We start from the raw sequence: 23,966 nt of genomic DNA on the forward strand, positions 1-23,966 counted from the left end.
ATCCCCTCTCCCACGAGGAGAGGGACAGGGTGAGGGGGGCTCCGCCAGCCCTTACAAGTCCTCGCCCATGTCGCCCTCGACGAGCGTCGAGTCGTCGACCACGAGGTCGTCCGCCGGTACCTCGGCGTCGTCGAGCAGCAAGTCGTCGTCGGTCAGGTCCTCCGCAGGCTCCGTCACCACCTCGGCCTCGCCGAGCGGGGTCTCCACCTCGGCGGGCTCGTTGGCGCAGCCGGCAGCGAACAGGGCGAGGGCGGAGCAAAGCAAGAGCGAGCGCATTGGGGCGGGGGAGACGTGAGTGACGGCAAGAAAGCCGCGCCGCGCCGCTGCGGCAAGTCGAGGGCGGGGTGAAAACGAAGCGGCCCGGAGACCTGCCCCGCCCGACGGGGGTGTACGCCCCCGAGCCCCGACGCCCCGACTCCCGGACCGACCGACGAATGACCGCCCTCGACGACCTTCTCGCCACTCTCGACCTCGAGCCCATCGAGGTCCACATCTTCCGGGGACAGAACCGCCCGCTGGCCGGGCCCCGCGTGTTCGGCGGCCAGGTGCTCGCCCAGGCCCTCGTCGCCGCCGGACGCACCGTGGACGCCGGCCGGCGCTGCCACTCGCTGCACGCCTACTTTATCCTGCCCGGCGACGTCGAGGCGCCCATCGTCTACGAGGTCGAGACGTTGCGCGACGGCGGCTCTTTCGCCACACGGCGCGTGACAGCCATCCAATACGGGCGGCCCATCTTCAACGCGTCGCTGTCGTTCCACCGCGACGAGCCCGGACTGGAGCACCAGGCCGAGCCCGCCCTCGACGCGCCCGCCCCGGACACGCTCACCTCCGAGCGCGACCTCGCCACGGCCATCGCCGAGCGCTTGCCCGAGCCGCTCCGCACCGTCTTGACCCGCGACCGCCCCATCGATTTCCGGCCCGTCGACCCTGCCGACCCGCTCCGCCCGGACCCCCGCGACGCCCGCTCGGCGACCTGGCTCCGCGCTGCCGGTACCCTCCCCGAGGACCCGCTCGTCCACCAGGCCATCTTGGCCTACGCCAGCGACTGGGGCCTGCTGGCGACGGCCTTGCTCCCCCACGGCCGCTCGGTCTTCGACGGCACCATCCAGGCCGCCTCGCTCGACCACGCCCTGTGGTTCCATCGCCCCATCCGCGTCGACGACTGGCTGCTCTACGCCATGGACGCGCCCGTGACGGCTGGCGCCCGCGCCTTCGCCCGGGGCGCCGTCACCGACGCCAGCGGACAACTCGTCGCCAGCGTCGCCCAGGAGGGGCTGGTCCGCCCCGTCGAACGCCGCGAGCGATAGCCGGGCCGGCGAGCCCTGCCTACGACGTCTCCTCTCCCCTCGGGAGGGGGGCAATGCGCAGCGTCGGTGCAGCCAGGGTGAGGGTGTGTCCGCTGCTGGCGCTAGCGGGTCCGTTGGCGCTGTGCCGCTTGCCCTTCCCGGCCCCTCCCGAGCGGGAGGGGAGGTCGGGTTCGTCAGCGCAAGCCAGCCCGCTGACGCAGGCCCCACCTACCACGTCCCCTCTCCCGCTGGGCGCGGACCACGTCAATGGGCGTGCGCGCGCCAACTCCGCTCGGGCCCGGCGTAGACTCAGACGATGCGCCTCGCCGTCCTCCTACTCGTCCTTCTCGGTGGCTGCCGCCTCGACGGCGCTGAGTCCACGCCTGCCGGCCCGGCCTCGCCCGCTGACCCCGTGGCCGCCGGTCCCGCCTGCGACTGCGCCGACGGGCGCGACGTGGCCGACGCGCCACCCGTCGCCGCCGGCGACACGGCTCGCGTGACGCCCCGCACTGCCGCCACGCCCGACCCCGACGACATCGGCGGGGCCGTTGCCGTGTCGCCCGCCGGGCTCGCGGTCCCCGTCGCCGGCATCGACCCGGCCGACTTGGTCGACACGTACACGGCCGCCCGTAGCGAGGGCCGGACGCACCACGCCATCGACATCCTGGCCCCTCGCGGGACGCCCGTCGTCGCCGCTCGCGCAGGCACCGTCGCCCGACTCTTCGAGAGCGAGAAAGGGGGGCTCACCGTCTACGTCGTCGTCCGCGACGGTCCGCCCGCGACGGTCCACTACTACGCCCACCTCGACGCCTACGCGCCCGGCTTGGCCGACGGCGACCGCGTGGCCCGGGGCCAGCGCATCGGGACGGTCGGCGACAGTGGGAACGCGGCGCCGGGCAACACGCACCTGCACTTCGCCATCTGGCGCGCGCCCTCCGCCGACGCGTTCTGGGACGGCGAGCCGGTCAATCCGTACGGCCGGCTCGCTCCGCGCTAGCTGGCGCGCCGCGTCGAGTCCCGCGCCGCGCCGCCGCGCCCCGCCACGTCGCGGAAACGGACCGGCGTCCCGGCCCCGACGGCCTGCGCGAGCGCACGCGCGTCCCAGTTGGTCAGCCGCACGCACCCCGCCGACGAGGCGTAGCCGATCGTCCCCGGCGCGGACGTGCCGTGGATCCCGTAGTGCTCTTTCGAGAGCGCGATCCAGACCACGCCGACGGCGTTGTTCGGGCCCGGCGGCAGCGTGGCCTCCTCCGCATCATCGGACACGCCCGCCAGGATCGACGGCTGGTAGTGCCACGACGGGTCGAGCGCCACGGCGCGGACCGAGAACTCGCCCTCGGGCGACGGGTCGTAGCTGGCGCCGACGGTCACGGGCGCATGGAAGAGGACCGTCCCGTCGGCCGCGAGCGCGTGGAGGTAGCCGGCCTCGCCGGAGATCACGAGTCGCGACACGTCGCCCATCGGGCGGGCCGTGCGGCGCACGTTGGGGACGCGAAGCTGGTCGCCTGCGGCCAGGCTGTCGAGCGTCACGCCCGGGTTGAGCTGCGCCAGCAGGGCCGGCGCCGCGTGGAAGGTCTCGCCCAGCTTTTCCGCCAGCGACTCGTAGCCCAGGCGGTCCAGCTTGGCCTTTTCGTACACGTCGGCGGGCAACGTCTCGAACGGACCGGCCACATCGTCGGCCGTCAGCGCGACGGTCGTGACCAGCGAGTCCGGGGCGTCGGCGCGGCGCGCCAGGGCCCGGACCGTCGCCCGGTCGGCGATGCCCGTCGCCGGGAGCGACTCGGCCTTCTGGAGCCACGTCAGCGCGAGCTCCGTGTTGTCGCCCCAGCGCCCGTCGATCTGGCCCGGCGAGAAGCCGGCGCGGTCGAGGAGCACCTGGAGCTTGGCCACGCTCGGCCCGGCCACGTCGCCGCCGAGCGGGAGGTGGAGGCGCGTGCCCCAGTCGCGCGTCGAATCGATGGTCGCCAGCGTCTCCGGGTTGTTCCGGGCCGCGGCGGCCTGCCCGGTCGTGTCGGCCCCGCTCAATTGGCGCCCCCGCCCGGTGTAGCGCCCGGCGTCGGCGTCGGCGTCGCTCGGGCCGGACTCGGTGCCCAGCGTCGAGACGGGCCCGACGGGGACCGTCGGGGCGTCGGGCGCGGGCGCGGCGGGGGTGGGGTCGGCGCCGTCGAGCTGGCAGGCGCCCAGGGCGAAGACGGCGAGGGCAGTGGCGAACAGGCGCATGTGCGGACGTGGTGGGGAGACGCTCCAACGCGGCTCCCCACCTGCCCGTTCACGCGCGCCGCCTCGTGCACGTCATTTCACGCGAGGCAGACGGCGCCGCCTACCGCTCGTCTTGGCGGGCGTAGGCGTCGAGAAAGCGCACCGACGCCTCGATGCCCTGGTGGAACCGGTCGAGCCCGAACTTCTCGTTCGGCGAGTGGATCGAGTCCGAGTCGAGCCCGAACCCCATCAGCACGGTGTCGAGGCCCAGGATCTTCTTGAAGTCGGCCACGACCGGGATCGAGCCGCCCTCGCGCGTGAAGTAGGGCGTCTGCCCGAACACGCCTTCGAGCGCCTGCGCCGCCGCCTTCATGGCCGGCGCCTCCCGGTCGACGATCACGCCGTGGCCACCGTGGAGGTCGGTGAACGTCAACGTCATGGTCTCCGGGACGTGCGCCTCGAAGTGGCGGCGCAGCTTGCCCGTGATGTCCTCCGGCGTCTGGTCGGCGACCAGGCGGCACGAGATCTTGGCCGACGCCTTCGAGGGCAGCACGGTCTTGGCGCCCTGGCCGGTGTACCCGCCCCAGATCCCGTTGCAGTCGAGCGTCGGGCGACCCGAGGTGCCCTCCAGGATCGAGAAGCCCGCCTCGGTCTTGGTCGCCGAGACGCCCGCCTCGTCCTTCCACGCCTGCTCGTCGAACGGCAGCGCCGCGTACGCCTCCCGCTCGTCGGCGTCGAGGTCGCGGACGTCGTCATAGAACCCGTCGACCGTCACGCGGTGGTCGTCGTCGTGCAGGTCCGCGATCATCGCCGCCAGCGCGTTGATGGGGTTCTCGACGGCGCCGCCGTAGACGCCCGAGTGCAGGTCCTTCTTGGGCCCCGTCAGCGTCACCTCGACGTAGGCCAGCCCGCGCAGGCCGTACGCGATCGACGGGACGCCGGGCGCGAACAGCGCCGTGTCGGAGACGAGCACCACGTCGGCCGCCAGCCGGTCTTTGTGCTCGCGCAGGAAGCCCGGCAGGTGGACGCTCCCGTTCTCCTCCTCGCCCTCGATCAGGAACTTGAGGTTCACCGGCGGCCCGCCCGAGGCCAGCCACGCCTCGGTCGCCTTGACGTGCATGAACGCCTGGCCCTTGTCGTCGGCCGCGCCGCGGGCGACGAGGTGGCCGTCGACCTCGACGGGCTCGAAGGGGTCGTGGTCCCACAGCTCGAGGGGGTCCGGCGGCTGCACGTCGTAGTGGCCGTAGATCAGGACCGTCGGCGCGTCGTCGCTCACGTGGTGCTCGCCGAAGACGATGGGGTGGCCGTCGGTCTCCATCACCTCGACGGTCTCGACGCCCGCGTCGTTCAGGTTGTCGCGGAGCCACACCGCGGCGCTCCGGGTCTGGGGCGCGTAGTCGGGGTCGGTCGAGATGGAAGGGATGCGGAGCCACGCCTTGAGCTCCTCGACGAAGCGGTCGGCGTGGTCCTTGGCGTACTGGAGGGCGGCGTCCATGCGGGCGGGGCAGGTAGGGGAGAGCGCAAGCGTACGCCCCAGCCTCGTCCGGGCTCCGGCCCTTTCCGACGCAACGGCGGTGGCGAGCCGCCCGAGCGCCCCTACCCGGGGTGCGCACGACCGACGGTCGCGGGGGGACCTGTCGGGGGCACGCCAGTGGAGGAGCGCCGCGCCAGCGGCCGCCGTCGCCGAGGCGGGGTCAGTCGCCCAAGATGTCGGGCGGGCCGTCGCTGTATCCACCCGGCGAGGGGTCGCTGAAGCCCCGGCCGGGCACGTACCCGAACTGCTCGTCGCCCACCACCAGCGACATCGCCACGACCCGCCACGCACCGTCGGTTTTGTAGCCCCGGATGTGGAGCGTGCCGCTGTGCTCGGTGCCCCGGAGGCGGACCACCCAGGCCCCCTCCGTCCGCATCCCGTCGTTCTCGACGGACCCGTTGATGAACCAGCTCTCTCGCACCGGCGCGCCGAGCGTCTTCTCGACGACCGGGTCGACGAGGGCGGTCGCCAGGCCACGTTCGTAGGCATCGTTGGCCTTGAGGAACGTCGAGCAGCCCGCCCAGACGACGGCCATGAACAGGCCGATCCCCAAGAACAGGGCGAGGGCGGTCGGAAGGTGACGCATGGCAGGGACGGCCGGGGGCCCTCAACGTAGGGCACCGGGCTCTGCCGCCGACGCTGGGCTACGCCGCTTCCACCTCGAACGGCGCCAGCGCGTCCTCGACCGGCCGCGCGCCGTCGACGAATGTGAGCAGCCGCTGGATGACGTGGTCGAGCAGGGCGTCGGGACACGACGCGCCGGCGGTCAAGAGCACGTCCACGGGGCGGTCGTCAGGGAACCAGCCGGCCGTCTCCGCGGGCGTTTTGGTGCGCCAGTTCCAGTGGCGGATCCGCTCCGGCCCGTCGATCTCGTCGGCGTCCTTGACGAAAAAGGTCGGCAGGCCGGCGTCCTCGCAGAGCTCCACCAGGTGCGACGTGTTCGACGAGTTGTAGCCGCCGACGACGATCGCGAGGTCGGCCCCGTCGGCGATGAGCGCGAGCGTGGCGTCCTGGTTCTCCTTGGTCGCGTAGCACAGCGTGTCCGACGTGTCGGCCACGTTCGAGTCGTCGCCGTCGCGGGTGATGACGGCCTGGCGCAGGCGCTCGGCGATGGCCGCCGTCTCGGTCGCCAGCATGGTCGTCTGGTTGACGACGCCGATGCGGCCGAGGTCGCGGGCGGGGTCGAAGCCGTCGGTCGTCTTGCCCTCGAACGTGGCCCAAAAGGCGTCGGCGTCGGCGCGGCCCTCGATGACGGCCGCCAGCGTCTCCGTCTCCGCCTCGTCGCGGACGACCACGACCGGCGCCGACTTGGCCGCGCGGCTGACCGTCGCGCGCGTCTCCTCGTGCGTCCGCTTGCCGTGGACGACGACGGTGAACCCCTCGCCACCGATCTTGGCGCCCTTCTTCCAGACCCGGACCACGAACGGGCACGTCGTGTCGTAGGCCTGCACGTCGACGCCGCGCGCGGCCAGCGCGTCGAGTACCTCGGTCGAGGCGCCGAAGGCGGGGACGATGACCAAGTCCTCGGGCCCGAGCGTGTCGAAGGGAATGAGCGTCTCGCCCGAGGTCGTCCGCAGGAACTGGACGCCGCGCGCCAGCAGGTCGTCGTTGACGTGCGGGTTGTGGATCATCTCCGAGAGCAGGAAGACGTGCCCGGAGGCGGCCTTCTCGGGGTGCTCGTCGAGCGCGCGGTAGGCGATCTCGATGGCGTTCTCGACGCCGAAGCAGAACCCGAAGTGCCGCGCCAGCTTGACGCGCAGCGGGCCGAAGTCGAGGACGCTCGGGGCGAGGTCGCGCTTGCGGGGGTCGGTCGCGCGGCGGGCGGCCTTCACGCGCGTCACGACGGGGCTCCGGTAGAAGTCGGGGACGTCGAACTGGCGGGCCATCTCTGCGGGGGGCGGGTGGGCGAGTCTACGGGCGCACTCGCCAGTCCCAACGCGCGCCCCGGTGCGGCGTTGCGGGGCGCGCGGCGCTCCGCACAGAATTGGCGCCGGACCCCACGAGGGCATACGCCCGTTCATGCTGCTCGTCAATTCCCTCCTCTCATGCGCCACCGCTTCTCTCTCGGGCTCCTGGCCCTCCTCCTCTCGTTCGCGCCGTCGGCGCTGGCCCAGACCTACGTCGCCACGCTCGCGGGCGCCAACGAGGTCCCGCCCGTCACGACCGACGCCACGGGCATCGTCTTCGCGACCGTCGACGGCATGGACGTCACGATCTCCGGCTCGTTCTCGGGCCTGGAGAGCGCCTACGCCGCCTCCCACATCCACACCGGCGTGGCCGGTGCGAACGGCGGCGTGATCTTCCCGCTGTCCCCGACCGTCGACGCCGACGAGCGCGGCGGGACGTTTGACCAGACGCTCACCTTCTCTCAGACCCAGCTCGACGCGCTCGCCTCGGACGGCCTGTACGTCAACGTCCATTCGGCCGACAACGGCGGCGGCGAGATCCGCGGCCAGCTCGGCGGCCCGGTGACGGCGTTCGTCAACGAGCTCCACTACGACAACGCGAGCACCGACGAGGGCGAGTTCGTCGAGATCGCCGTGCCGACTGGCACCGACATCGATGACCTGGTGCTGACGCTCTACAACGGCAACGGAGGCACCGCTTACGGGACCTTCACCGGCGACACGTTCGCTGCTGGCGCCACGACGGGCGGCTTCACGCTCTACTCCATCGGCACGCCCGGCATCCAGAACGGCGCGCCCGACGGGCTGGCGCTGAGCCTGGCCGACGGTACCGTCCTCCAGTTCCTCTCCTATGAGGGCACGTTCACGGCCGCCGACGGCCCCGCCAGCGGCTTGACCTCGACCGACATCGGCGTCTCGGAGGACCCGGCCCCGGACGCGGGCCAGTCGCTCCAGCTTACCGGCGCCGGCACCGTCGCCGACGACTTTACGTGGACCGGGCCCGTCGCGCAGACGCGCGGGGCCGCGAACGCGGGCCAGACCTTCGGCGGCGGCGGCACCGGCGGCGGCGGCGTCGCCTCGGAGGGCGGCCCGGACGGCTCGCTGACGCTGGTGCTTGCCAACCCGATCCGCGGCGCGGCGCTCGTCACGTTCGGCGCCGAGACGGCGGGCCCGGTCCGGCTGGTGGTTTTCGACGCGCTCGGCCGTGAGGTCGCGGTGCTGAGCTCGGGCAACGCCCCGGCCGGCCTCCGCTCGGCTCGCCTCGACGGCCGCGTGCTCGCGCCGGGCGTCTACGTGGTCCGGCTCGAAACGGCTGGCGGCATCGCCTCGCGGACGGTCACCGTCGTCCGCTAGCGACCTGCTTGCGTGCGGCCCTGGCGGCTCCGGTCACGGCGACCGGGGCCGCTTTTTTCGCGGGACCGGGGGCGGCTCCAGCGCTGCCTGTCCTCCCGCGCGGCGTGGGGGAGGACAGCGACCAGTTTCCGTCCGCCGTTACGCCTTCTGCGCCAGCCGGTCCGACCAGTCGCGGCGCCACGCGGGAAAGCGGCCCTCCAGGATCGCCGCCCGCATCTGGCGCATCGTCCACAGGTAGAGCGCCAGGTTCTGGACGCTGGCGATCTCCATGAACAGCGGCTCGTTGGCCTTGGTGAGGTGGCGGAGGTAGGCCTTCGAGAACGTCTGCGAGTGGTACCCATTGAGGCCCGGGTCGACCGACTCGTGCGAGGTCTTCCACTTCGCGTTCTTGATGTTGACAAGCCCCTCGGTCGTGAACAGCGAGCCCGTGCGGGCATTCCGCGTCGGCATCACGCAGTCGAACAGGTCGACCCCGCGAGCCACGTTCTCGACCAAGTTCTGCGGCGTCCCGACGCCCATCAGGTAGCGCGGCCGGTCGCGCGGCAGGACAGCGTTGACGACCTCGACCATGTCGTACATCACCGGCGCCGCCTCGCCGACCGACAGCCCGCCGATGGCGTAGCCCTCGGCGTCGAGCTGCATGAGCGTCTCGGCCGACTCGCGCCGGATGGACGGGAACGTGGCGCCCTGGACGATGGGGAAGAGGGCCTGGTGGTGGCCGTAGCGCGGCTCGGTCGCGCGGTAGTGTGTGAAGGCCCGCTCGGCCCACCGCAGCGTCCGGCCATTGGCCCGCCGCGCCTCGGCCTCGTCGACCGTCGCGGGCGTCAGCTCGTCGAGCACCATCATGATGTCCGAGCCGATGTCGCGCTGGGTGTCGACGACGCTCTCGGGCGTGAAGTGGAGCGGCGACCCGTCGAGGTGGCTCTGGAAGCGAACGCCCTCTTCGTTGACGCGGCGGATCTCGGCGAGCGAGAAGACTTGGAAGCCGCCGCTGTCAGTCAGGATCGGACCGTCCCACTGCATGAAGGCGTGGAGCCCGCCCATCTCGCGCAACACCTCGCGGCCGGGCCGCAGCGCCAGGTGGTACGTGTTGGCCAGGATCTGCTGGACGCCGATCTCGCGCAGCGTCCGCGGCGAGACCCCCTTGACGCTGCCGACCGTGCCGACGGGCTGGAACGTGGGCGTCTCGACGGTCCCGTGGTCGGTGTGGAGCAGGCCAGCGCGTGCGCCGGTGTCGGGGCACTCGGCCTGGAGCTCGAAGGTCAGGGGCATGGGTCGGCGGGCGTTCGCGGCAGGCTACCACGGCGCGCGCCGCCAGCCCGGCAAGCGTCGGCGAAACGGCCGCGCCGGGGACACGCCCTCCGCCTTAGGCCGCCGCCTCGATAAACGCGACGGCCGCGCCGACCCCGTCCTCGGCGCGGAGCGCGTGGCCCAGCGCCGCCGCCCGCTGGCGCATCGGTGCCGAGGTCGTCGCCTCCCGGATGGCCGCCGCCAGCCCGTCGACGGTGAGCCGTTTCTGGGTGATGGGTGCCGGGCCCACGCCGAGCGCTTCGACCCGGGCGCCCCAGTACGGCTGGTCGGCGAAGAAGGGGCAGACGACCGTGGGCCGGCCCGCCGTGAGCCCGGCCGCCGTGGTGCCGGCGCCGCCGTGGTGGACGACGGCGGCGCAGCGCGGGAAGAGCGCCGCGTGCGGCGCCGCGTCGATGGCGAAGACGGTCTCGGGCAGGGCCTGGGCGTCGAGCCCGCCCCAGCCCGTGGCGACGAGGCCGCGCACACCCGCTCGCGCGAGCGCGTCGACGACGATCCGGGTCGTCCGCTCGGGCGTGTGGCTGGCCATGCTCCCGAAGCCGACATAGACCGGCGGCGGCCCGGCGTCGAGGAAGGCCGCGAGCGCGGGCGGCGGCGACCAGTCGGGTGCGGCGCGTTGCCAATAGCCCGAGGCGATAACGTGGGGCGGCCAGTCAGACGGAGTGGGGACGACGTGGCCGCTGAAGGCGTGGACGACGGGGATGGCCGCGCCGTCGGGCATCTGGAGCATGCTCGGCCGCGCCGGGGCGTCGTGCGCCTCGCGCCAGTCGTTGAGCAGGCGGCCCGTCCCCCACTTCGAGAGCGCCAGCAGGAGCTGGTGCGTGCCGCGCCGGTACGCCGGGCCGAGGGGGAGGGCGGGGAAGCCCATCGCGGGCCGCTCGCCGGTCGGCACCACGACCGGCTGGAGCGGGGCCATCACCGCCGGGATGCCGAGCCGGAAGGCCTGGTCGGCGCCCCAGAACGCCTTGGGGTGGTAGACGACGAGGTCGGGCGCGGCGGCCTGCAGGGCGTGCCACGTCTCGGCGACGAGCGTGCGCTGGATCGGGTCGAACCGCTTCATCAACCCCCGCGCCCGCCGTATCACCTCGACGGCGTTCGTCATCGACTCGATGGCCTCCCGAATCGGCGCGTCCGCGAGCAGGTCGAGCACGCCGTCGGTCGTCGGGGCGAACGCGAGCCCGAGGGCCTCCGCCTCGGGGGCGAAGCGGGCGGCGGTCGACAGCGTCACCCGGTGGCCGGCGGCGCGCAGGCCGAGCCCGAGCGCGAGGTAGGGCTCGACGTCGCCGCGCGTGCCGAGGGTCGTGACGAAGACGTGCATCGCCGAGCAAGGTAGGCCGGACCCGCCGGCCGCCTCCGACGTATCCACGCCCCCTTTTCCCTGCACGTCATGAACAACCTGTTTCGCGGTCTCCTCGCCGGGTACGGCGCCAAGAAGCTCGGCGGCGGCTGCTTCTCGACCGTCCTCGTCTTCATCCTCCTGTGGGTCCTCCTCGGCCAGTGCGGCTCGACGATGCCGCCCGTCGACGACGCGTCCGAGGCAGCCGTGACGGCCGTGGAGGCCCCGGCCTCGGGCGTGCCGTCGGCCCCCTCGCCGTAGCGGGGCCTTTCCCGTCGCCCGGAGCAGGGCGGTCACGTGTTCGACCCGCCCTCTCCGTGGCCGTTATCCTAAGCGGGGCGGCCCGCCGGACCTGTCATGCGACGCCTCCTGAGTCAAGACGGGGCACGATGATGAGAGGGCTCCAGGCCGAACGGTGCGCCCGTGTGGGTCAGACGAAAGGGGGGCGGACGTGAGGGGGGAGGAGAGAGGGATGGATGCGCAGCCCCCAGAGCGCGTGCGCACACGCGACGCGCGCGGCGATGCCGACCAGATGCGCCGCACTCTGCGGCCCTGTCTCGTCCAGGTCGTCGAGTTCATCGAAGCGGCGGTACCACGCATCCTCTCGCTCCTCCACGGGCACCCGGCGCATCATCCGTTCGATCTCGCGGTCCCCGCGTCGCTCGGACAGGAGGCGCTCATTCACCTGGAACGCCAACCCCAGCGCCCCACCAGCCGTGCGCTCGAGGCTACCGAGCGCGGCGCAATCTGAGAGCGGAGAGAACGAGAACACGAACGGCGGGCCAATCCACAGCGGGACGTGCTCGGCGTCGGGGGCCACCTGGGGAGGCTCCGTGGGCACATCCAGTTCCGTCATCTCCTTCGCGTCCAGATCCGACAGCCAGCTTTGAGGATCCGGGGGCTCGGGAGGAGTCGGCTCGCTCCACTCGTCCCCGTCCGGCCACGTGGCCTCGACGGCCGTCTTGAGCTCGTCGAGGGCGCGCCGCGCCGCAGCGCGCGAGAACGCGACGTTGTAGAGGATCGAGACCGAGTAGTCACAACTCACGACGGTAGGCCCCCGTGCCTTTGTACAGGTTGGAACGGGGCGCGCGCGAGGAGGGGAGGCCGCTCGTCCCATACTCCGTCGGCTGCGGTGAAGGCGGCCTCGTTCCAAGCCAGCACCTCCGAAGCCGGCAGCCCATAGAGGAGGGGAGGGACGGGCCACTCGACGCTGTCGTGGTTTTTCTTGCCGGACAAGCCCCGGACGTGAACGAGGAGGTCGCCGTCGAGGTAGGCGAGCTCCTCCGGAAGGCGGTCGCGGGGCATCACCGCGACCCGGACCTCCACGGGCTGGTGCTTGAGCCGGACCACCCACACATCCCGCCAGTCGTAAGCGTTGTCGCCGACCACGAGGCGGAGGTAGCGACGGGAGTCGACGGCACACCGGAGCACGGGGAAGGACGAGGCCTCAAGAGCGTCCTGCAACGCGGGGGGAGCCGCCTGTGCGTAGACGGGCGGAGCGACGGCGGTCTGAATCCGCTCGACGAACCTGTAGGCGAAGAATGTCGAGACCGCCTCCTGCGCCGACCCGTCCTCTGCGGTCCACGTCGCCCGAGCCCGGACGACGGTGCACTCGTCGTCAGGAGGGTCGGGCATGGAGATCTCGACGCGTACGTCCGGCACGCCTGGGCCCGCGCCAAACGGGACGGTCATCGAGAGCGTTTTCGGTTTGTCGGCCATCTTGTCGTGCTCAGTTGGGGAGCCCCGAGATCTGTGGCGTGCCCCACTCGGCTTGGACGCCCAGCGATTGGACTCGGTCCAGGAAGGCCGGCTTCGCCGTCGGGAGGCTCTAGGCGGCAGCTACCTCCGGCGTCTCGTCGTCGTCGCCCAGGTCGATCACGAGCGCTTCCCGGTGGGCGCGGACGACGCCAGCGACGAGCGCCGCGCCCGGGACGGCCAGCACCAGCCCGAGCAGCCCGAACAGCGCCCCGGCCACGAACAGCGCCAGCAGGATCACGACCGGGTGCAATCCGACCTGGGCGCTCATGATGTTGGGCGTGAGCACGGCCTGCTCGATGACGGCCTGGACGGCCAGCACGGCGAGCACGATCAGCAGGTCCGTCCACGTCCCGAACGCCAGCATCAGCGCCACGCCGAGCACGTACGTGAGCACGGAGCCCAGGCTGGGGATCAGGTTGAGGAGCCCGGCCGCGAGCCCGAGCAGGAGCGCGTACGGCACGCCGAACAGCGTCAGGGGGACGGCCACGAGCACGGCGCTGGCGGCCGAGATGACGAGGACGCCGCGGACGTAGCTCCCGAAGACCGTCGCGGCGCGGTCGAGGTAGGTGCGGCGGCCGTCGTAGCGGGGCAGAAGGCGGACCAGGCTGGCGCTCAGCGTGGGGAAGTCCTTGAGGGTGAAGAACAGCAGGACAGGGACGAGCGCGGCGGTCGTGACGAGCCCGAGGAGCGCGCCGACCTGGCGGAGGGCGCCGCCGACGAGGGCGGGAATGCGGGCGAGCGCGCCCTCGATCTGGCCCGGCACGAGGGTCGTGATCTGGGCCGCGACGGCGTCGCGGTCGAGCAGCCCCGCCTCTTCGGCGCGTGCCAGCGCGGCCGACTCGGCCACCCACTCGGGCGCGCGCATCGCGAGGTCGACGGCCTGCTCCGCCAGCGTCTCGAGCTGCCCGAGCGCGGCTGGCACCAGCAGCACCAGCGCCCCCACGACCGCCCCGGTCACGACCAGCGCCAGCGCCAGCGCCGCCGCGGCGCGCGGCACACGGCGCCGCTCGGCCCACCCGACGACAGGGTTCAACAGGTACGCGGCCACGAAGACGGCGATGAACGGGGCCAGCACGCCCGCGAGCCGGTCCAACAGGTACGCTCCAAACACGAGCCCGCCCGCCCACATCACAGCCCGGGCGGCGGTCTCGTGGCGGACGGGCCACAGCAGCGCCGCCGCCGCGGCGACGATCCAGAACGGCCCCAGCGACGCGCGCAGCGCCCACAGCAAGGCGAACACAGCGGCCGCGCCGGCCGCCAACAGCACGGTCGTTCGGGGGGAGCGCACGTCGTCGGGCATGCCGGAACGTACGGCGAGGCGTGCCGGGGGGCGCTACCATCGGGCCATGCGTGCGCTCCTCTTTGCCCTCGTTCTCGCGGCCCCCGGCGTCTGCCAGGTCGCGCCCGCGCTACCCGACACCACGGCAGGGCGCTACGGCTCGACGGGTGCTCTCGTCTTGCTCCTCAGCGAATACGGGCTCGGCGTCGGCGGGGCGCTGCGAGGCCGGGTCAGCGACGACGTGTCGCTGGTACTGGAGATCTCGGCGGGCGCCGGGCGCGACGAGCGCGAGCAAAGCTTCGCGGGCTTCTTGGGCGAGCGTCGGACACCGTTCAAGCGCAACTACGTCGCCCTGGTCCCTCTCCATGTCGGCGTCGAGGTGCGGCTGCTGCGCCAGCAGGTCGAGGACAACGTCCGCCCCTTCGTGCACCTCTCGGCCGGGCCGACCTTCGGCTACCAGTGGCCCTACTTCGACGACGCCGACGGCGACGGCCGGCGCGGGGCGGATGAGGAAGTGCTGAGCGGCGTCGGCGGGCTGGGCGACGGCGAGGCGCGCGTCGGGATCGGCGGGACGCTGGCGCTGGGCACCTTCTTCGGCCGCGGCGAGCGCACCCGGACCGGCGTCCGCTTCGGCCTCCAGGGCACCTACTTCCCGGTGGAGCTCGACCTCCTGGAGATCCGCCCGGACGTGGACGACCCCTCGCGCCACACGTTCGTGACGCCGGTCATGAGCTTCCACGTCGCCCGGCGGCTGTGAGGGGAAAGGGGAAAGGGGAAAGGGGAAAGGGGAAAGGGGAAAGGGGAAAGGGGAAAGGGGAAAGGGGAGAGTCGAGGCTCGCGGGGTTCCCGGTCGCCAGCGGTTCTCGGCTCGCGGTCGGCCCCTCTCCCCTCGGGAGAGGGACAGGGTGAGGAGTTCCTCCTGCTGGCGCAAGCTGGTCCGTTGGCGCTGGCCGGTCGCCCTCCCCCGACCCCTCCCGTCCGGGAGGGGAGGTTCGGGTGGAGGCCCACGCTGGTCCGCTGGCGCCAGCCCGTCCGCTGGCGTCAACCTCTCGCCCGCCTTCCCGCTGGCGCCGTCCCCTCCGTCGGTGGCACCTTTCGGCCCGTCGCCCATCGCTCCCCCTCGCCCGCGTGGACCCGCTCGACCTCTTGACCCCCGACCCTCCGGCCCGCTTCGGCAAGGCGCCCGAGTGGAACGCCTACGTCGAGCTCCACAACGTCGTCGCGGCGGCCGAGTCGCTCGTCGAGTTCGGGCCGAGCGACCGGGTTCGCATCTCGGAGCGCCACGGCGTCGACCTGTCGCAGGCCTTCGCCGACGAGCGGCGAGGCCTCTACCAAGCCGTCCTCGACCATCGCCTCCGCGACGGGGACCTCGCGGGGACGGACCGCCAGTTGCTGGGCCACCTCGCGCGGACGCTCGCGCTGTCGGCTGCCGACCTCCGCCCGGCCCACGAACGAGCCTTCGGCGTCGCCGTCTCGCAAGCCATCGCCGACGACTGCCTCTCGGTCGACGAGCGGCTGCTGCTGTTCAAGCTTCAGCACCTGCTCGGCCTCGACGCGCGTGTGGCCGAGGGGGCGTACGACATCCTGGCTAGGGAGCGCCTGCTGAAGGTCGTCGCGGCGGCGCTGTGCGACGGCGAACTGTCGCCCGACGAAGACGCCGAGATCGAGCGCGTCCGCCAAGCGCTCAGCTTGCAGCCGCCGGCGGGGTTCGAGGCCATGCTAGAGCAGGCCCGCGTCCGGTATCACACGCGGCGCGGCCAGCTCCCCGAGGTCGAGGCGCCGGTGGCACTGCCCGCTGGCGAGACGGCTCGCATCGCCGCGCCGGTCCGATGGAGCGGCGTCGACGGGCCCGCGCTACGGACGGCGATCGGGCCGAAAGCGCTGCAGTCGGGCCGGACGTCGGGAAAGACAGTCCCCGACCGCGTGTTCAAAGGGCGCCAGGCCGTCGGCGACGTAATCCTGACCGACCGACGGATCCTGCTGCGCGCGGGCGCCCAGGCGCCCCGCGAGATCCGGCTGTCGACACTCGCTCAGATCCTGCGCTTCCGCAACGGCACCGTCGTTCGCACAAAGGTCGACCGCTACGTCTACCTCGACCCCGGCGACCGCAACGAGGCGTTCTACGCCGTCCTCCACCGCCTGCTCTTTGGCGCCCCCAAGCCCGCGCCGAGTGGCCGGTTCGTGGCGAAAGGTGCCCGCTGGCGGCGCGTGCTCGACGTCGAGGAGCGCCGCCGGGGCGTCCGCTGGTACGGGACCGCCTCGCAGAATCAACTCGCCGAGCGGCTGGCGGAGGCGCCCGTGACGTGGACGGGCGCCGGCGCCGTCCTCGTCGACGCGACGCGGCTGATCCTGGACGACCCCCGGCGCCGCCAGACCGCCTCGCTCTCGACGATTACGAGCGTGGTCCGGCACGAGGACACCGTCTGGATCCGCCGCCAGCGCGCGCACAACTGGCTGGTGGAGTGCGCCAGCGAAGCGGATGCCAAGCGGCTCCACAAGGCCCTCTTGGACGCGACCTAGCCATGGCCGACCACGCCTTCGCCGCGCCCGTGCTCCGCACCGAGCGGGGCTTCCGGATGCACTACGTCCCGCTCCCCGCCGAGGTCGACGCCGCGCTCGGCGAGGCCCGCATCGTCGTCGGGACGCTGTGCGACGTGCCGTTCCGCCGCGCCGTCCACGGCCGCGGCGATGGGACGCCCCGGCTGCACTTCGGAAAGACGATGCTCGCGCAAGCGAGGCTGGGCTACGGCGACACGGCGATCGTGGAGCTGTCCGCCGCGGCCGACCCCGACGCCGTCCACCTCCCGGCCGAGCTGGCGGCGGCGCTGTCGATGGACGCGGAGGCGGCGGCCCGCTTTGCCACGTTCACGCCCGGCCGCCGGCGATCCCTCGGCGTCCACGTCGACCAGGCCAAGCGGCCCGCCACGCGCGAGCGGCGGGCCTTGGAGCTGTGCGAGAAGATCCGGACGCACACGCTCTACGGCGACCGCGCGAGCTAGTCCGCGAGTCGGCGGAAGACCTCGAACGCGGCCTGCTCGTAGCGGCGCGCACCCGGCGTGGGCTGGGCCTGCATCCGGACCACGACGAGGTCGCGCTCGGGGAGCACGTACAGGTTGGTGTCGAGGTAGCCGCGCGCCGCGAACCCCTCGGGCGCGTCGAGCCACCACAGCAGGCCGTACGCCGGGTTGATGGTCTGGGACGGGCGAACCGATTCGGCCACCCAGTCGGCGGGCACCACGGCCTCGCCGTTCCACCGACCGCCGTCGAGCATCAACTGTCCGATCCGGGCGAGGTCGCGCGGCGTCGTCCACATGGTCGAGTGCGTCCAGGCCTGGCCGTCGGGGTAGACGTGCAGGCGCGTGTTCTCCATCCCGAGCGGCTCGAACAGCTCGCGGGCGGCGTAGGCCTCGAGCGGCTCGCCCGCCGCGCGCTGGAGGACGGGCGAGAGCAAATACGTCCCCTCGTTCGAGTACGCCCACGCGGTCCCGGGCGGGTCCACGAGCGGGAGAGTGGCTACGAGTGAGTCCTTGTCGGAGACGCCGCCCACGACGCTCGTCCGGGGGCGGTCGGTGTGGGAGCTCTGGAGCCCCGAGGTCATCGTCAGCAGGTGGCGGACGGTGACGCCGGCCTCGGCCCCAGCGGTCCACTCGGGGACGTACGCCGCGACGGGGTCGTCGGCCGTCAGCGCGCCCTCGCCGATGAGCATCCCCGCCAGCAGCCCGGCCACGGACTTGGTGCTCGACATCGCTTCGATGGGCTCGGCGTACGACGGCGCGTAGAGCTCCTGCACGATCTGCCCGCGCCAGACGACCACGCACGCGGCGGCCCCACTCCGAGCGCACACGTCGGCGTGGTCGGCCAGGGCGTCGGCGTCGAGCCCGAGCGCGACGGGGTCGTCCGCGACCGGCCACTCGTCGCCGGCGGCTGAGGCGGGCGGGCGCGTCGACATCGGGGGCGCGACGAACGGGTCCCGCTCGATGGCCTCGCGGACGCGGTCGATGGCACGAGCGCCCCACTCGGGCCCCGCATCGGCGCACTCGGCGTCGAACCGGGCCAGGTGTGGCCGGGCGCGGTCGGCCTCGCCGTCGAAGGTCCGGGAAAGCGAGGCGTGCACGAGGGCCTCGCACGCGCGGTCGCTGCCGGCGTCGGCGTCGGCGAGCGTCTGCTCCGCGAGCGCGGCCGCTTCGGCGTACCGGCCGGCTTGGCCGAGCTCCATGGCGGTCTGGGCGGAGGCGGACACCGCGAGGAGGGCGAGGAGCGGGGCGAGACGGAGCATCTGTGTCGTGTTAGTACGATTCGTATAGTACCTACGTCGATGGGGCCCGTCCTCGATTTCGGTCCGGAACCCGACGCCGACCGTGGGGCGGCCGTCCCGGGGACGCTGTCGCTGTGCGGGGCCTGTCAGGCGTCGTCGAGGGCCAACGTCATCGTGTGCGTGCCGTCGTCGGTCTGCCCGATCTCGACGGTGCCCGCGAGCCCCGCCAGGTCGCCCGTGCCGGAGCCGGGCACGACGTGGCCGAAGGTGTGGGGCGCCAGCCCCGGCCCCATCAGCCCGCCATGCTGGATGACGAAGCTGCCCTCGCGCTCGCCGATGGCGCCGGTGATCCGTTCACTGACGACGTAGCCGGCCCCGGCCGCCGGATCGCCCGCCCCGCAGAACAAGCCCTCGCCGGTGCTCGTGCCCGTCACGTCGCCCTCGAAGGCCTTCTCGATGCGGACGCGCGACAGCGCGGGCCCGGCCTCGGGCGTGTCGGCGCCGGCGGGCTCCCAGGCGGTGACGTCGAAGGTGGCGGTGGCGATCACGGGCGTGGCGGAGTGGGCCCGCGCAAGCTAGCCGCCGTGGCCGCTTGCGCGACGGTGACACTCCCCCCCCCGTTTCGGCAGGTCGCTGCGCTCCAAGGGCGCTCCGACGGGGGAAACAGCCGCTTGCGAGCCGAAGACCTCGCGCAAGCCGGGTGACAAAAAACGCCCCGGCCGACAAATCGACCGGGGCGTCTCAGCTTGCGGCGCTGGACGACGGGCTCATCACCTATCACTCCTCACCCGCTCACGCGTACGTGTTGAGCATCACCGGCATGATGAGCATCAGGAGCTCCTCGCCGTCGGCGCCCTCGGCGGGCGAGACGACGCCGGCGCGGTTGGGCGACGAGAACTCGAAGGCCACGTCCTCGCCGTCGATGTTGGAGAGCACCTCCTGGAGGTACTGCGAGTTGAACCCGATCTCCATCGGCTCGGCGTCGTAGTCGCAGAGCACGCGCTCCTTGGCTTCGGACGCCCGCTCGATGTCCTCGGCCGAGACGGTCAGCGCGTCGGACTCCAGCGCGAGCCGGATCTGGTGCGTCATCGACGACGAGTACAGGGCCACGCGGCGGACGGCCGCCAGCATGGCGTCGCGGCCGACGGTCAGGCGCTTCTCGTTCTCGACCGGGATGACGGCCTCGTAGTTCGGGTACTGCTCCTCGATGAGCCGCCCGACGACCTGGGTGTCGCCAAAGTCGAACCCGACGTAGCCGCTCGCGATGCGAATCGAGCAGGCGCCCTCACCGGCCGCCTTGGCCGCGAGCGCCAGCGCGCGCGCGGGCACGATCACGTCGACGGGCTCCTTGGCCGTGATGCCCTCGGCGACCAGCTTGACGAGGCGGTGGCCGTCGGTCGCGACGATCGTCGCGTTGTCGGGGCGGACCTGGAACAGCACGCCCATCATGGCCGGGCGGAGAGCGTCCTTCGACGCGGCGAAGCCCGTCTTGTCGATGGCGTGCTTGACGAGGGCGCTGTCGGCCGAGATCGTCTGGGCGCCGTCGAGCGAGGGGAGCGCGGGGTAGTCGCCGCCGTCGTAGCCGACCATCTTGTACCGCCCCTGGTCCGTCGTCAGCTCGACGTTGAACTCGGCGTCGGTCGTGACCGTGACCGAGAGGTCGGGGAGCGCGCGGAGGGTGTCGAGCAGGCGGCGCGCCGGGACGGCGATGCGCTGCTTGGCGTCGGTCCCGTTCTGCTCGAACTGGACGGCCAGCTTCTGGACGATCGAGATCTCGAGGTCGGTCGCGGCGATCTTGAGGCGGTCGTCGACGCGCTCGAACAGGACGCACTCCAGGATGGGGAGCGTGCTCTTGGAGGGGACGGCGCCGTTGACGGTCGAGAGCGCCCGGAGGAGGTCGGCGCTGGAGGCGGTAAACTTCATGTCGAGGGTGGGTTCGGGGCAGAGACCGGGGGTATCGGCGGGCCCGTGCGTTTAGCAAGTCAACATACACGCCCGAGGGCGGGATCTGGTCCGCGCCGGGGCATGAAAACGGGGGCGTGGGCCCCGCCAGCTAGCCCTCGCCGAGCTGGCGGCTCCGCTCGGTCGCCATGGCGACGGTGTCGATGAACATCGACCGGAGCCCCTGCTTTTCGAGCTCGGCGACGGCCGTGATGGTCGTCCCGCCCGGCGTCGTCACCTGGTCGCGCAGAATCGCCGGATGCTCGCCGGTCTCGATGGCGAGCCGCGCCGCGCCCAAGACTGTCTGCATCGAGAGCCGCCGCGAGACGGCGCGCGGCAGGCCCTGCTTGACGCCCGCGTCGGTCAGCGCCTCGATCACCATGAACACGTACGCCGGGCCGCTGCCCGACAGGCCTGTCACGGCGTCCATCAGGTGCTCCGGAACCTCCTCGACCACGTGGCCGACGGCCAGGAACACCTCGCGCGCGAGCGCCACGTGCGCCGGGCTCGCGTGCGCGCCGGGCGCGATCGCCGTCGCGCCCTCGTCGACGAGCGCGGGTGTGTTGGGCATCGCCCGGACGATCGGGAGCGCGTCGCCGAGCGCCGTCGCCAGCGCGTCGGTCGTGACGCCCGCCAGCGTCGACAGCACGAGCGTGCCCGGCGCGATGTGCGCGCGGACCTCGGCAAACAACGCCGCCGCGTTCTGCGGCTTGACGGACACGATGACCAGGCTCGCGCCCCGCACGGCCGCCGGGTTGTCGTCCGTCGCGGTGACGCCGGGGAACTGCTCGCGGAGCGCCGCCAGCCCCTCGGCGCTCCGCCGGGTGACGGTGATGCGGTCGGCGGCGAGGTCGCCGCCGCGCAGCAGGCCGCCCACGAGGGCGCGGCCGATGTTGCCGGTGCCGAGGACGGCGAGGGAGTGGTCGCGGAGCATGAGGGACGGGGCGGGGACGGTCCGCAAGATCACCCGTCCCGACCGGGGCGTCGCGCGCTAGTTGCGCCCGTTGCCGCGCCCATTGCCCCTGCCGTTCCCGTTGCCGCGCCGGTCGTCCCGACGGTCGTCCCGCCGGTCGCTGCGGCAGGCGCCGAAGCGGTCGCCGTGGTCCAGGTGGCCGCGGACGGCGCTCTGGGGCAGCGTCTTGGTGTCCTTGCCCTTGTGGCAGACGACGTAGCGGGCCTGGCTCCCGCTGCCGCCGACGCGGGCGGAGGCGGGGTACGACCGGCCGGAGCGGTCGTAGGTCGTCGAGGAGCAGCCCGCGAGCAGGCCGAGCGAGAGGGTGGCGAGGGCGAGAAGGCGCATAGGAGTCGTGGTGGGACGTGGGGGAACACGCAGAGACCGGGCCATCGGCTCTGCGGGCGCGCGAGGGCGCCTTCGCGGGGCCGGGCGTCCGGCCCGGTGGACACGGCCGGGCGACGGGCCGTGCACGGTTCGAGCGCTAGCGGAGGGCGCAGTCCTGCTGGTCGCCGGACAGGCGGAGGGCGATGTCGGCCTCCGCCGCGCCGCCGATCGAGACGACCTCCAGGCCCTCCACGGCGATGACGCTGACGGGGTAGGTCAGCGCACCGCCGCCGGCGTCCCCGACGCGCTCGACCCTGGCCGACACGAGGGCTCGGCCGCCGTCGCCCTCGACGTCCAGAACGGTGAGCCGGTAGTTCGTGGCAGGGCAGGCGCCGAAGGTGCTGATCGCGAGGACCGTCTCCCGGCCAAAGTCGGCCTCGATGGGGTCGGCCAGTCCGATCCGCTCCCGGAGCGCGTCGGCCGCGGCCTCCGTGTGGACGACGGAGACGGGGCCGATAGGTTGGCCGGTCGATGCCGACGCCAGCGAGCGGAACGGGAGTGGGGCGTTGCTCTCGGTGAGTGAGCAGCCGGAGACGGCGACAACGGCGACGAGGGCGAGTACGACGCGCATGAGGAGGGCGGGCGTGGTGGGGACAGCCTGGTGCCGCATCGCACGGCCGTCAGGTCACATCCGGGTCCGCTACGCGATCAGGCCCGAGACCACGCCGCGGTCGTCGATGACCGAGTCGGGCGTGCCGTCGCCGGAGTGCTCGCGGTCGGCCTCGGCGTCGGCCGGCGCGAGCGCGAGCGGGCCCAGGTCGAACAGGCACGCGGCCCAGGTGAGGCCGGCGCCGAACCCGACCAGCGCGAGCGTGTCGCCGGGCTTGGCGCGGCCGGCGTCGAGCGTCTCCGAGAGCGCGATCGGGATGGTCGCCGCGGACGTGTTGCCGTAGTCGGCCACGTTCATCACCACCTTCTCCGGCGGCAGGCCGAGCGTCTTGGCGGCGTACTCGATGATGCGGGCATTCGCCTGGTGCGGGATGAACAGGTCCACGTCGGCGACCTCGGCGTCGGCCTTGGCCATCACGCGCTGGATCGACTCGGCCATCGTCCGCGTGGCGAACTTGAAGACCGCCCGGCCGTCCATCCGGAGGTAGTGCGTGCGGTTGTCGATGGCCTCCTGGGAGACCGGGTTGCGCGTGCCGGGGCACGGCGCGATGAGCGCCTCCGCCTGGGAGCCGTCGCTGCCGAGCTCGAAGGCCTGGACCCCGCACGGCTCGTCCGACGCCTGGAGCACGACGGCGCCCGCGCCGTCGCCGAAGAGCACGCACGTCGTCCGGTCCTCGAAGTCGAGGTTCTTCGAGATCACCTCGGCGCCGATGACCAGGATGGTCTCGTAGGCGCCCGTCCGGATAAACTGGTCGGCGGTGACGAGCCCGTAGACGAACCCGGTGCAGCCGACCATCATCGTGAAGGCGCCGGCGTTCGTGCAGCCGAGCGCGTGCTGGATCTGGCTCGACACGGGCGGCGTGAGGTAGTCCGGGCTGGAGGTGGCCACGATGACCAAGTCCACGGCCTCGGGGTCGACGCCTGCGCGGTCGAGGGCGCGGCGGCCGGCCTCAATGCTGAGGTCCGAGGTGGCTTGGTCGGGGCTCACAAAGTGACGGCGCTCGATGCCGGACCGGGAGCGGATCCACTCGTCGGAGGTGTCGACGAACTTGGCGAGGTCGTCGTTGGTGACGACGTTCTCGGGGGCATAATGGCCCCATCCGACGAGGGACGCGTACTTCATGTTGGCTGGCGTGGGAGTCAGTCCCCGCAAACGGCCCGCCAGCCGGAGCGGTTTCAGGAGGCGCCCGGGCTGGCAAAGGAGCCGGTCTGGAGAAACCGGATCGTGAGCGCGATCACCGCTGGCGACATCATCATCAGCGCGTGCGTCTTGGAGACCACGGCGCGGTCGGCGATCCCGTCCGGCGCGTGCGCGCTGGCGACCGACACAAGCCCGTCGTGGGGGCCGCCGAACCAGCGCCCGAAGGGGACGAGCGATCGGGTCCCGGCGATGACGCCCGCCTCGATGCCACGGACGGGCCCCAAGCGCGACGGCCCGGCGTCCCCGGTGCCCAGCTCGTTCAGCGTCGGTCCGAGCGCGAGCCGGAACGGGCGCCGGTGGCCCAGCTTGTCGGCCACCTCAGATCCGGCGTGCGGCGGCGCCAGCATCACCGCGCGCGAGCCGTCGAGCGGGCGCCCCTCATCGGCTCGCGCGGCGGCATACGCACGGACGAGCACGCCACCGAGCGAGTGCGTCACGAAGTGGACGCGCTCGCCCGCGCGGCGCCCCTCCACCTGGGGCGTGACCACACGGGCGACCAGCTCGTCGACCGAGTGCTGGCGCGAGGGGTAGTCGACGACCTCGGGCGAGAACCCGGCGCGGCGGAGCGCCCGGGCCATCGGGAGCATCGACAGGCCGGTCCGGCCGAGGCCGTGGATCAGGAGGACGGGGTCGGGCACGCCCCCTCAACGGCGCGGCGGCA

General features: G+C 72.8%; 25 protein-coding genes. 7 read left to right on the forward strand and 18 right to left on the reverse strand.

From position 1 onward, the window contains the following. Window positions 1–51: 51 nt before the first annotated feature. Window positions 52–276, reverse strand: a complete 225-nt coding sequence (locus ACLII4_RS04765; RefSeq protein ID WP_412069751.1) for a hypothetical protein — start codon at window positions 274–276, stop codon at window positions 52–54. Between the two features lie 158 nt (window positions 277–434). Between ACLII4_RS04765 and ACLII4_RS04770 the strand changes: the two genes are divergently transcribed. Both ACLII4_RS04770 and ACLII4_RS04775 read left to right on the forward strand, forming a co-directional pair. Next, window positions 435–1,307, forward strand: coding sequence for an acyl-CoA thioesterase (locus ACLII4_RS04770; protein ID WP_412069752.1), 873 nt, complete (start codon window positions 435–437; stop codon window positions 1,305–1,307). 295 nt (window positions 1,308–1,602) lie between these two features. Continuing rightward, a complete protein-coding gene (locus ACLII4_RS04775; protein ID WP_412069753.1) occupies window positions 1,603–2,283 on the forward strand; it encodes a M23 family metallopeptidase in 681 nt (226 codons plus the stop codon). On the opposite strand, the gene ACLII4_RS04780 is transcribed toward ACLII4_RS04775, so the two are convergent. From ACLII4_RS04780 to ACLII4_RS04795, 4 genes are all read right to left on the reverse strand, one after another. Further along, window positions 2,280–3,506 (reverse strand): L,D-transpeptidase family protein, encoded by a 1,227-nt coding sequence (locus ACLII4_RS04780; protein WP_412069754.1) that lies wholly within the window; start codon window positions 3,504–3,506, stop codon window positions 2,280–2,282. The genes ACLII4_RS04775 and ACLII4_RS04780 overlap by 4 nt on opposite strands. Window positions 3,507–3,606: 100 nt before the next feature. After that, a complete protein-coding gene (locus ACLII4_RS04785; protein WP_412069755.1) occupies window positions 3,607–4,980 on the reverse strand; it encodes a dipeptidase in 1,374 nt (457 codons plus the stop codon). Between the two features lie 199 nt (window positions 4,981–5,179). After that, window positions 5,180–5,605, reverse strand: a complete 426-nt coding sequence (locus ACLII4_RS04790; RefSeq protein WP_412069756.1) for a hypothetical protein — start codon at window positions 5,603–5,605, stop codon at window positions 5,180–5,182. A 58-nt stretch (window positions 5,606–5,663) separates the two neighbouring features. Beyond that, window positions 5,664–6,905, reverse strand: coding sequence for a 4-hydroxy-3-methylbut-2-enyl diphosphate reductase (locus ACLII4_RS04795; RefSeq protein ID WP_412069757.1), 1,242 nt, complete (start codon window positions 6,903–6,905; stop codon window positions 5,664–5,666). Between the two features lie 159 nt (window positions 6,906–7,064). On the opposite strand from ACLII4_RS04795, the gene ACLII4_RS04800 reads away from it, so the two are divergent. Then, on the forward strand, window positions 7,065–8,279 hold the full coding sequence (locus tag ACLII4_RS04800; protein ID WP_412069758.1) for a CHRD domain-containing protein: 1,215 nt from the start codon (window positions 7,065–7,067) through the stop codon (window positions 8,277–8,279). Between the two features lie 138 nt (window positions 8,280–8,417). Here the strand turns inward: ACLII4_RS04800 and tgt are convergent, their stop codons facing one another. Together tgt and ACLII4_RS04810 are read right to left on the reverse strand one after the other, a co-directional pair. Continuing rightward, window positions 8,418–9,545 carry a tRNA guanosine(34) transglycosylase Tgt gene (gene tgt, locus ACLII4_RS04805; RefSeq protein ID WP_412070554.1) on the reverse strand — a complete coding sequence of 376 codons (1,128 nt, stop codon included), beginning with the start codon at window positions 9,543–9,545 and terminating at the stop codon, window positions 8,418–8,420. Between the two features lie 100 nt (window positions 9,546–9,645). Beyond that, window positions 9,646–10,905 (reverse strand): glycosyltransferase, encoded by a 1,260-nt coding sequence (locus ACLII4_RS04810; RefSeq protein WP_412069759.1) that lies wholly within the window; start codon window positions 10,903–10,905, stop codon window positions 9,646–9,648. Window positions 10,906–10,974: 69 nt separating this feature from the next. On the opposite strand from ACLII4_RS04810, the gene ACLII4_RS04815 reads away from it, so the two are divergent. After that, window positions 10,975–11,184 carry a hypothetical protein gene (locus ACLII4_RS04815; protein ID WP_412070588.1) on the forward strand — a complete coding sequence of 70 codons (210 nt, stop codon included), beginning with the start codon at window positions 10,975–10,977 and terminating at the stop codon, window positions 11,182–11,184. Between the two features lie 169 nt (window positions 11,185–11,353). On the opposite strand, the gene ACLII4_RS04820 is transcribed toward ACLII4_RS04815, so the two are convergent. The 3 genes from ACLII4_RS04820 to ACLII4_RS04830 form a co-directional block, all read right to left on the reverse strand. Next, window positions 11,354–11,968 (reverse strand): hypothetical protein, encoded by a 615-nt coding sequence (locus ACLII4_RS04820; RefSeq protein WP_412069760.1) that lies wholly within the window; start codon window positions 11,966–11,968, stop codon window positions 11,354–11,356. Continuing rightward, the gene (locus tag ACLII4_RS04825) at window positions 11,965–12,642 is read right to left on the reverse strand and encodes a hypothetical protein (RefSeq protein WP_412069761.1); all 678 of its coding nucleotides are present in this window, start codon (window positions 12,640–12,642) and stop codon (window positions 11,965–11,967) included. Before ACLII4_RS04825 ends, ACLII4_RS04820 begins: the two co-directional genes overlap by 4 nt. A gap of 109 nt (window positions 12,643–12,751) precedes the next feature. Beyond that, complete coding sequence (locus ACLII4_RS04830; RefSeq protein WP_412069762.1) at window positions 12,752–13,981, reverse strand: AI-2E family transporter; 1,230 nt, start codon at window positions 13,979–13,981, stop codon at window positions 12,752–12,754. Window positions 13,982–14,027: 46 nt separating this feature from the next. On the opposite strand from ACLII4_RS04830, the gene ACLII4_RS04835 reads away from it, so the two are divergent. From ACLII4_RS04835 to ACLII4_RS04845, 3 genes are all read left to right on the forward strand, one after another. Continuing rightward, window positions 14,028–14,717, forward strand: a complete 690-nt coding sequence (locus ACLII4_RS04835; protein WP_412069763.1) for a hypothetical protein — start codon at window positions 14,028–14,030, stop codon at window positions 14,715–14,717. 371 nt (window positions 14,718–15,088) lie between these two features. After that, a complete protein-coding gene (locus ACLII4_RS04840) occupies window positions 15,089–16,480 on the forward strand; it encodes a hypothetical protein (RefSeq protein WP_412069764.1) in 1,392 nt (463 codons plus the stop codon). A 2-nt stretch (window positions 16,481–16,482) separates the two neighbouring features. After that, a complete protein-coding gene (locus ACLII4_RS04845; RefSeq protein ID WP_412069765.1) occupies window positions 16,483–16,959 on the forward strand; it encodes a YdeI/OmpD-associated family protein in 477 nt (158 codons plus the stop codon). On the opposite strand, the gene ACLII4_RS04850 is transcribed toward ACLII4_RS04845, so the two are convergent. The 8 genes from ACLII4_RS04850 to ACLII4_RS04885 form a co-directional block, all read right to left on the reverse strand. Continuing rightward, window positions 16,956–18,236 (reverse strand): serine hydrolase domain-containing protein, encoded by a 1,281-nt coding sequence (locus ACLII4_RS04850; RefSeq protein WP_412069766.1) that lies wholly within the window; start codon window positions 18,234–18,236, stop codon window positions 16,956–16,958. The two genes, ACLII4_RS04845 and ACLII4_RS04850, sit on opposite strands and share 4 nt — an antisense overlap. A gap of 125 nt (window positions 18,237–18,361) precedes the next feature. Next, window positions 18,362–18,763, reverse strand: a complete 402-nt coding sequence (locus ACLII4_RS04855; RefSeq protein WP_412069767.1) for a DUF3224 domain-containing protein — start codon at window positions 18,761–18,763, stop codon at window positions 18,362–18,364. A gap of 244 nt (window positions 18,764–19,007) precedes the next feature. Then, window positions 19,008–20,138: a DNA polymerase III subunit beta gene (gene dnaN, locus ACLII4_RS04860; RefSeq protein WP_412069768.1), complete on the reverse strand. Its 1,131-nt coding sequence runs from the start codon at window positions 20,136–20,138 to the stop codon at window positions 19,008–19,010. A gap of 130 nt (window positions 20,139–20,268) precedes the next feature. Next, window positions 20,269–21,090 (reverse strand): pyrroline-5-carboxylate reductase, encoded by an 822-nt coding sequence (proC, locus tag ACLII4_RS04865; protein WP_412069769.1) that lies wholly within the window; start codon window positions 21,088–21,090, stop codon window positions 20,269–20,271. Between the two features lie 57 nt (window positions 21,091–21,147). Next, window positions 21,148–21,456, reverse strand: a complete 309-nt coding sequence (locus ACLII4_RS04870; RefSeq protein WP_412069770.1) for a hypothetical protein — start codon at window positions 21,454–21,456, stop codon at window positions 21,148–21,150. Window positions 21,457–21,592: 136 nt separating this feature from the next. Then, window positions 21,593–22,066 (reverse strand): hypothetical protein, encoded by a 474-nt coding sequence (locus ACLII4_RS04875; protein WP_412069771.1) that lies wholly within the window; start codon window positions 22,064–22,066, stop codon window positions 21,593–21,595. Between the two features lie 69 nt (window positions 22,067–22,135). After that, a complete protein-coding gene (locus ACLII4_RS04880; RefSeq protein ID WP_412069772.1) occupies window positions 22,136–23,227 on the reverse strand; it encodes a beta-ketoacyl-ACP synthase III in 1,092 nt (363 codons plus the stop codon). Between the two features lie 53 nt (window positions 23,228–23,280). Beyond that, complete coding sequence (locus tag ACLII4_RS04885) at window positions 23,281–23,943, reverse strand: esterase/lipase family protein (protein WP_412069773.1); 663 nt, start codon at window positions 23,941–23,943, stop codon at window positions 23,281–23,283. Window positions 23,944–23,966 lie beyond the last annotated feature (23 nt).

It is taken from the genome of Rubrivirga aquatilis (assembly GCF_046845665.1).
Lineage (GTDB): Bacteria > Bacteroidota > Rhodothermia > Rhodothermales > Rubricoccaceae > Rubrivirga.

Bases quoted from the DNA above. Each gene is read 5' to 3' on its own strand.
- ACLII4_RS04765 (WP_412069751.1), bottom strand. From the start codon at position 276: ATGCGCTCGCTCTTGCTTTGCTCCGCCCTCGCCCTGTTCGCTGCCGGC.
- ACLII4_RS04770 (WP_412069752.1), top strand. From the start codon at position 435: ATGACCGCCCTCGACGACCTTCTCGCCACTCTCGACCTCGAGCCCATC.
- ACLII4_RS04775 (WP_412069753.1), top strand. From the start codon at position 1,603: ATGCGCCTCGCCGTCCTCCTACTCGTCCTTCTCGGTGGCTGCCGCCTC.
- ACLII4_RS04780 (WP_412069754.1), bottom strand. From the start codon at position 3,506: ATGCGCCTGTTCGCCACTGCCCTCGCCGTCTTCGCCCTGGGCGCCTGC.
- ACLII4_RS04785 (WP_412069755.1), bottom strand. From the start codon at position 4,980: ATGGACGCCGCCCTCCAGTACGCCAAGGACCACGCCGACCGCTTCGTC.
- ACLII4_RS04790 (WP_412069756.1), bottom strand. From the start codon at position 5,605: ATGCGTCACCTTCCGACCGCCCTCGCCCTGTTCTTGGGGATCGGCCTG.
- ACLII4_RS04795 (WP_412069757.1), bottom strand. From the start codon at position 6,905: ATGGCCCGCCAGTTCGACGTCCCCGACTTCTACCGGAGCCCCGTCGTG.
- ACLII4_RS04800 (WP_412069758.1), top strand. From the start codon at position 7,065: ATGCGCCACCGCTTCTCTCTCGGGCTCCTGGCCCTCCTCCTCTCGTTC.
- ACLII4_RS04810 (WP_412069759.1), bottom strand. From the start codon at position 10,905: ATGCACGTCTTCGTCACGACCCTCGGCACGCGCGGCGACGTCGAGCCC.
- ACLII4_RS04815 (WP_412070588.1), top strand. From the start codon at position 10,975: ATGAACAACCTGTTTCGCGGTCTCCTCGCCGGGTACGGCGCCAAGAAG.
- ACLII4_RS04825 (WP_412069761.1), bottom strand. From the start codon at position 12,642: ATGGCCGACAAACCGAAAACGCTCTCGATGACCGTCCCGTTTGGCGCG.
- ACLII4_RS04830 (WP_412069762.1), bottom strand. From the start codon at position 13,981: ATGCCCGACGACGTGCGCTCCCCCCGAACGACCGTGCTGTTGGCGGCC.
- ACLII4_RS04835 (WP_412069763.1), top strand. From the start codon at position 14,028: ATGCGTGCGCTCCTCTTTGCCCTCGTTCTCGCGGCCCCCGGCGTCTGC.
- ACLII4_RS04845 (WP_412069765.1), top strand. From the start codon at position 16,483: ATGGCCGACCACGCCTTCGCCGCGCCCGTGCTCCGCACCGAGCGGGGC.
- ACLII4_RS04850 (WP_412069766.1), bottom strand. From the start codon at position 18,236: ATGCTCCGTCTCGCCCCGCTCCTCGCCCTCCTCGCGGTGTCCGCCTCC.
- dnaN (WP_412069768.1), bottom strand. From the start codon at position 20,138: ATGAAGTTTACCGCCTCCAGCGCCGACCTCCTCCGGGCGCTCTCGACC.
- proC (WP_412069769.1), bottom strand. From the start codon at position 21,090: ATGCTCCGCGACCACTCCCTCGCCGTCCTCGGCACCGGCAACATCGGC.
- ACLII4_RS04870 (WP_412069770.1), bottom strand. From the start codon at position 21,456: ATGCGCCTTCTCGCCCTCGCCACCCTCTCGCTCGGCCTGCTCGCGGGC.
- ACLII4_RS04875 (WP_412069771.1), bottom strand. From the start codon at position 22,066: ATGCGCGTCGTACTCGCCCTCGTCGCCGTTGTCGCCGTCTCCGGCTGC.
- ACLII4_RS04880 (WP_412069772.1), bottom strand. From the start codon at position 23,227: ATGAAGTACGCGTCCCTCGTCGGATGGGGCCATTATGCCCCCGAGAAC.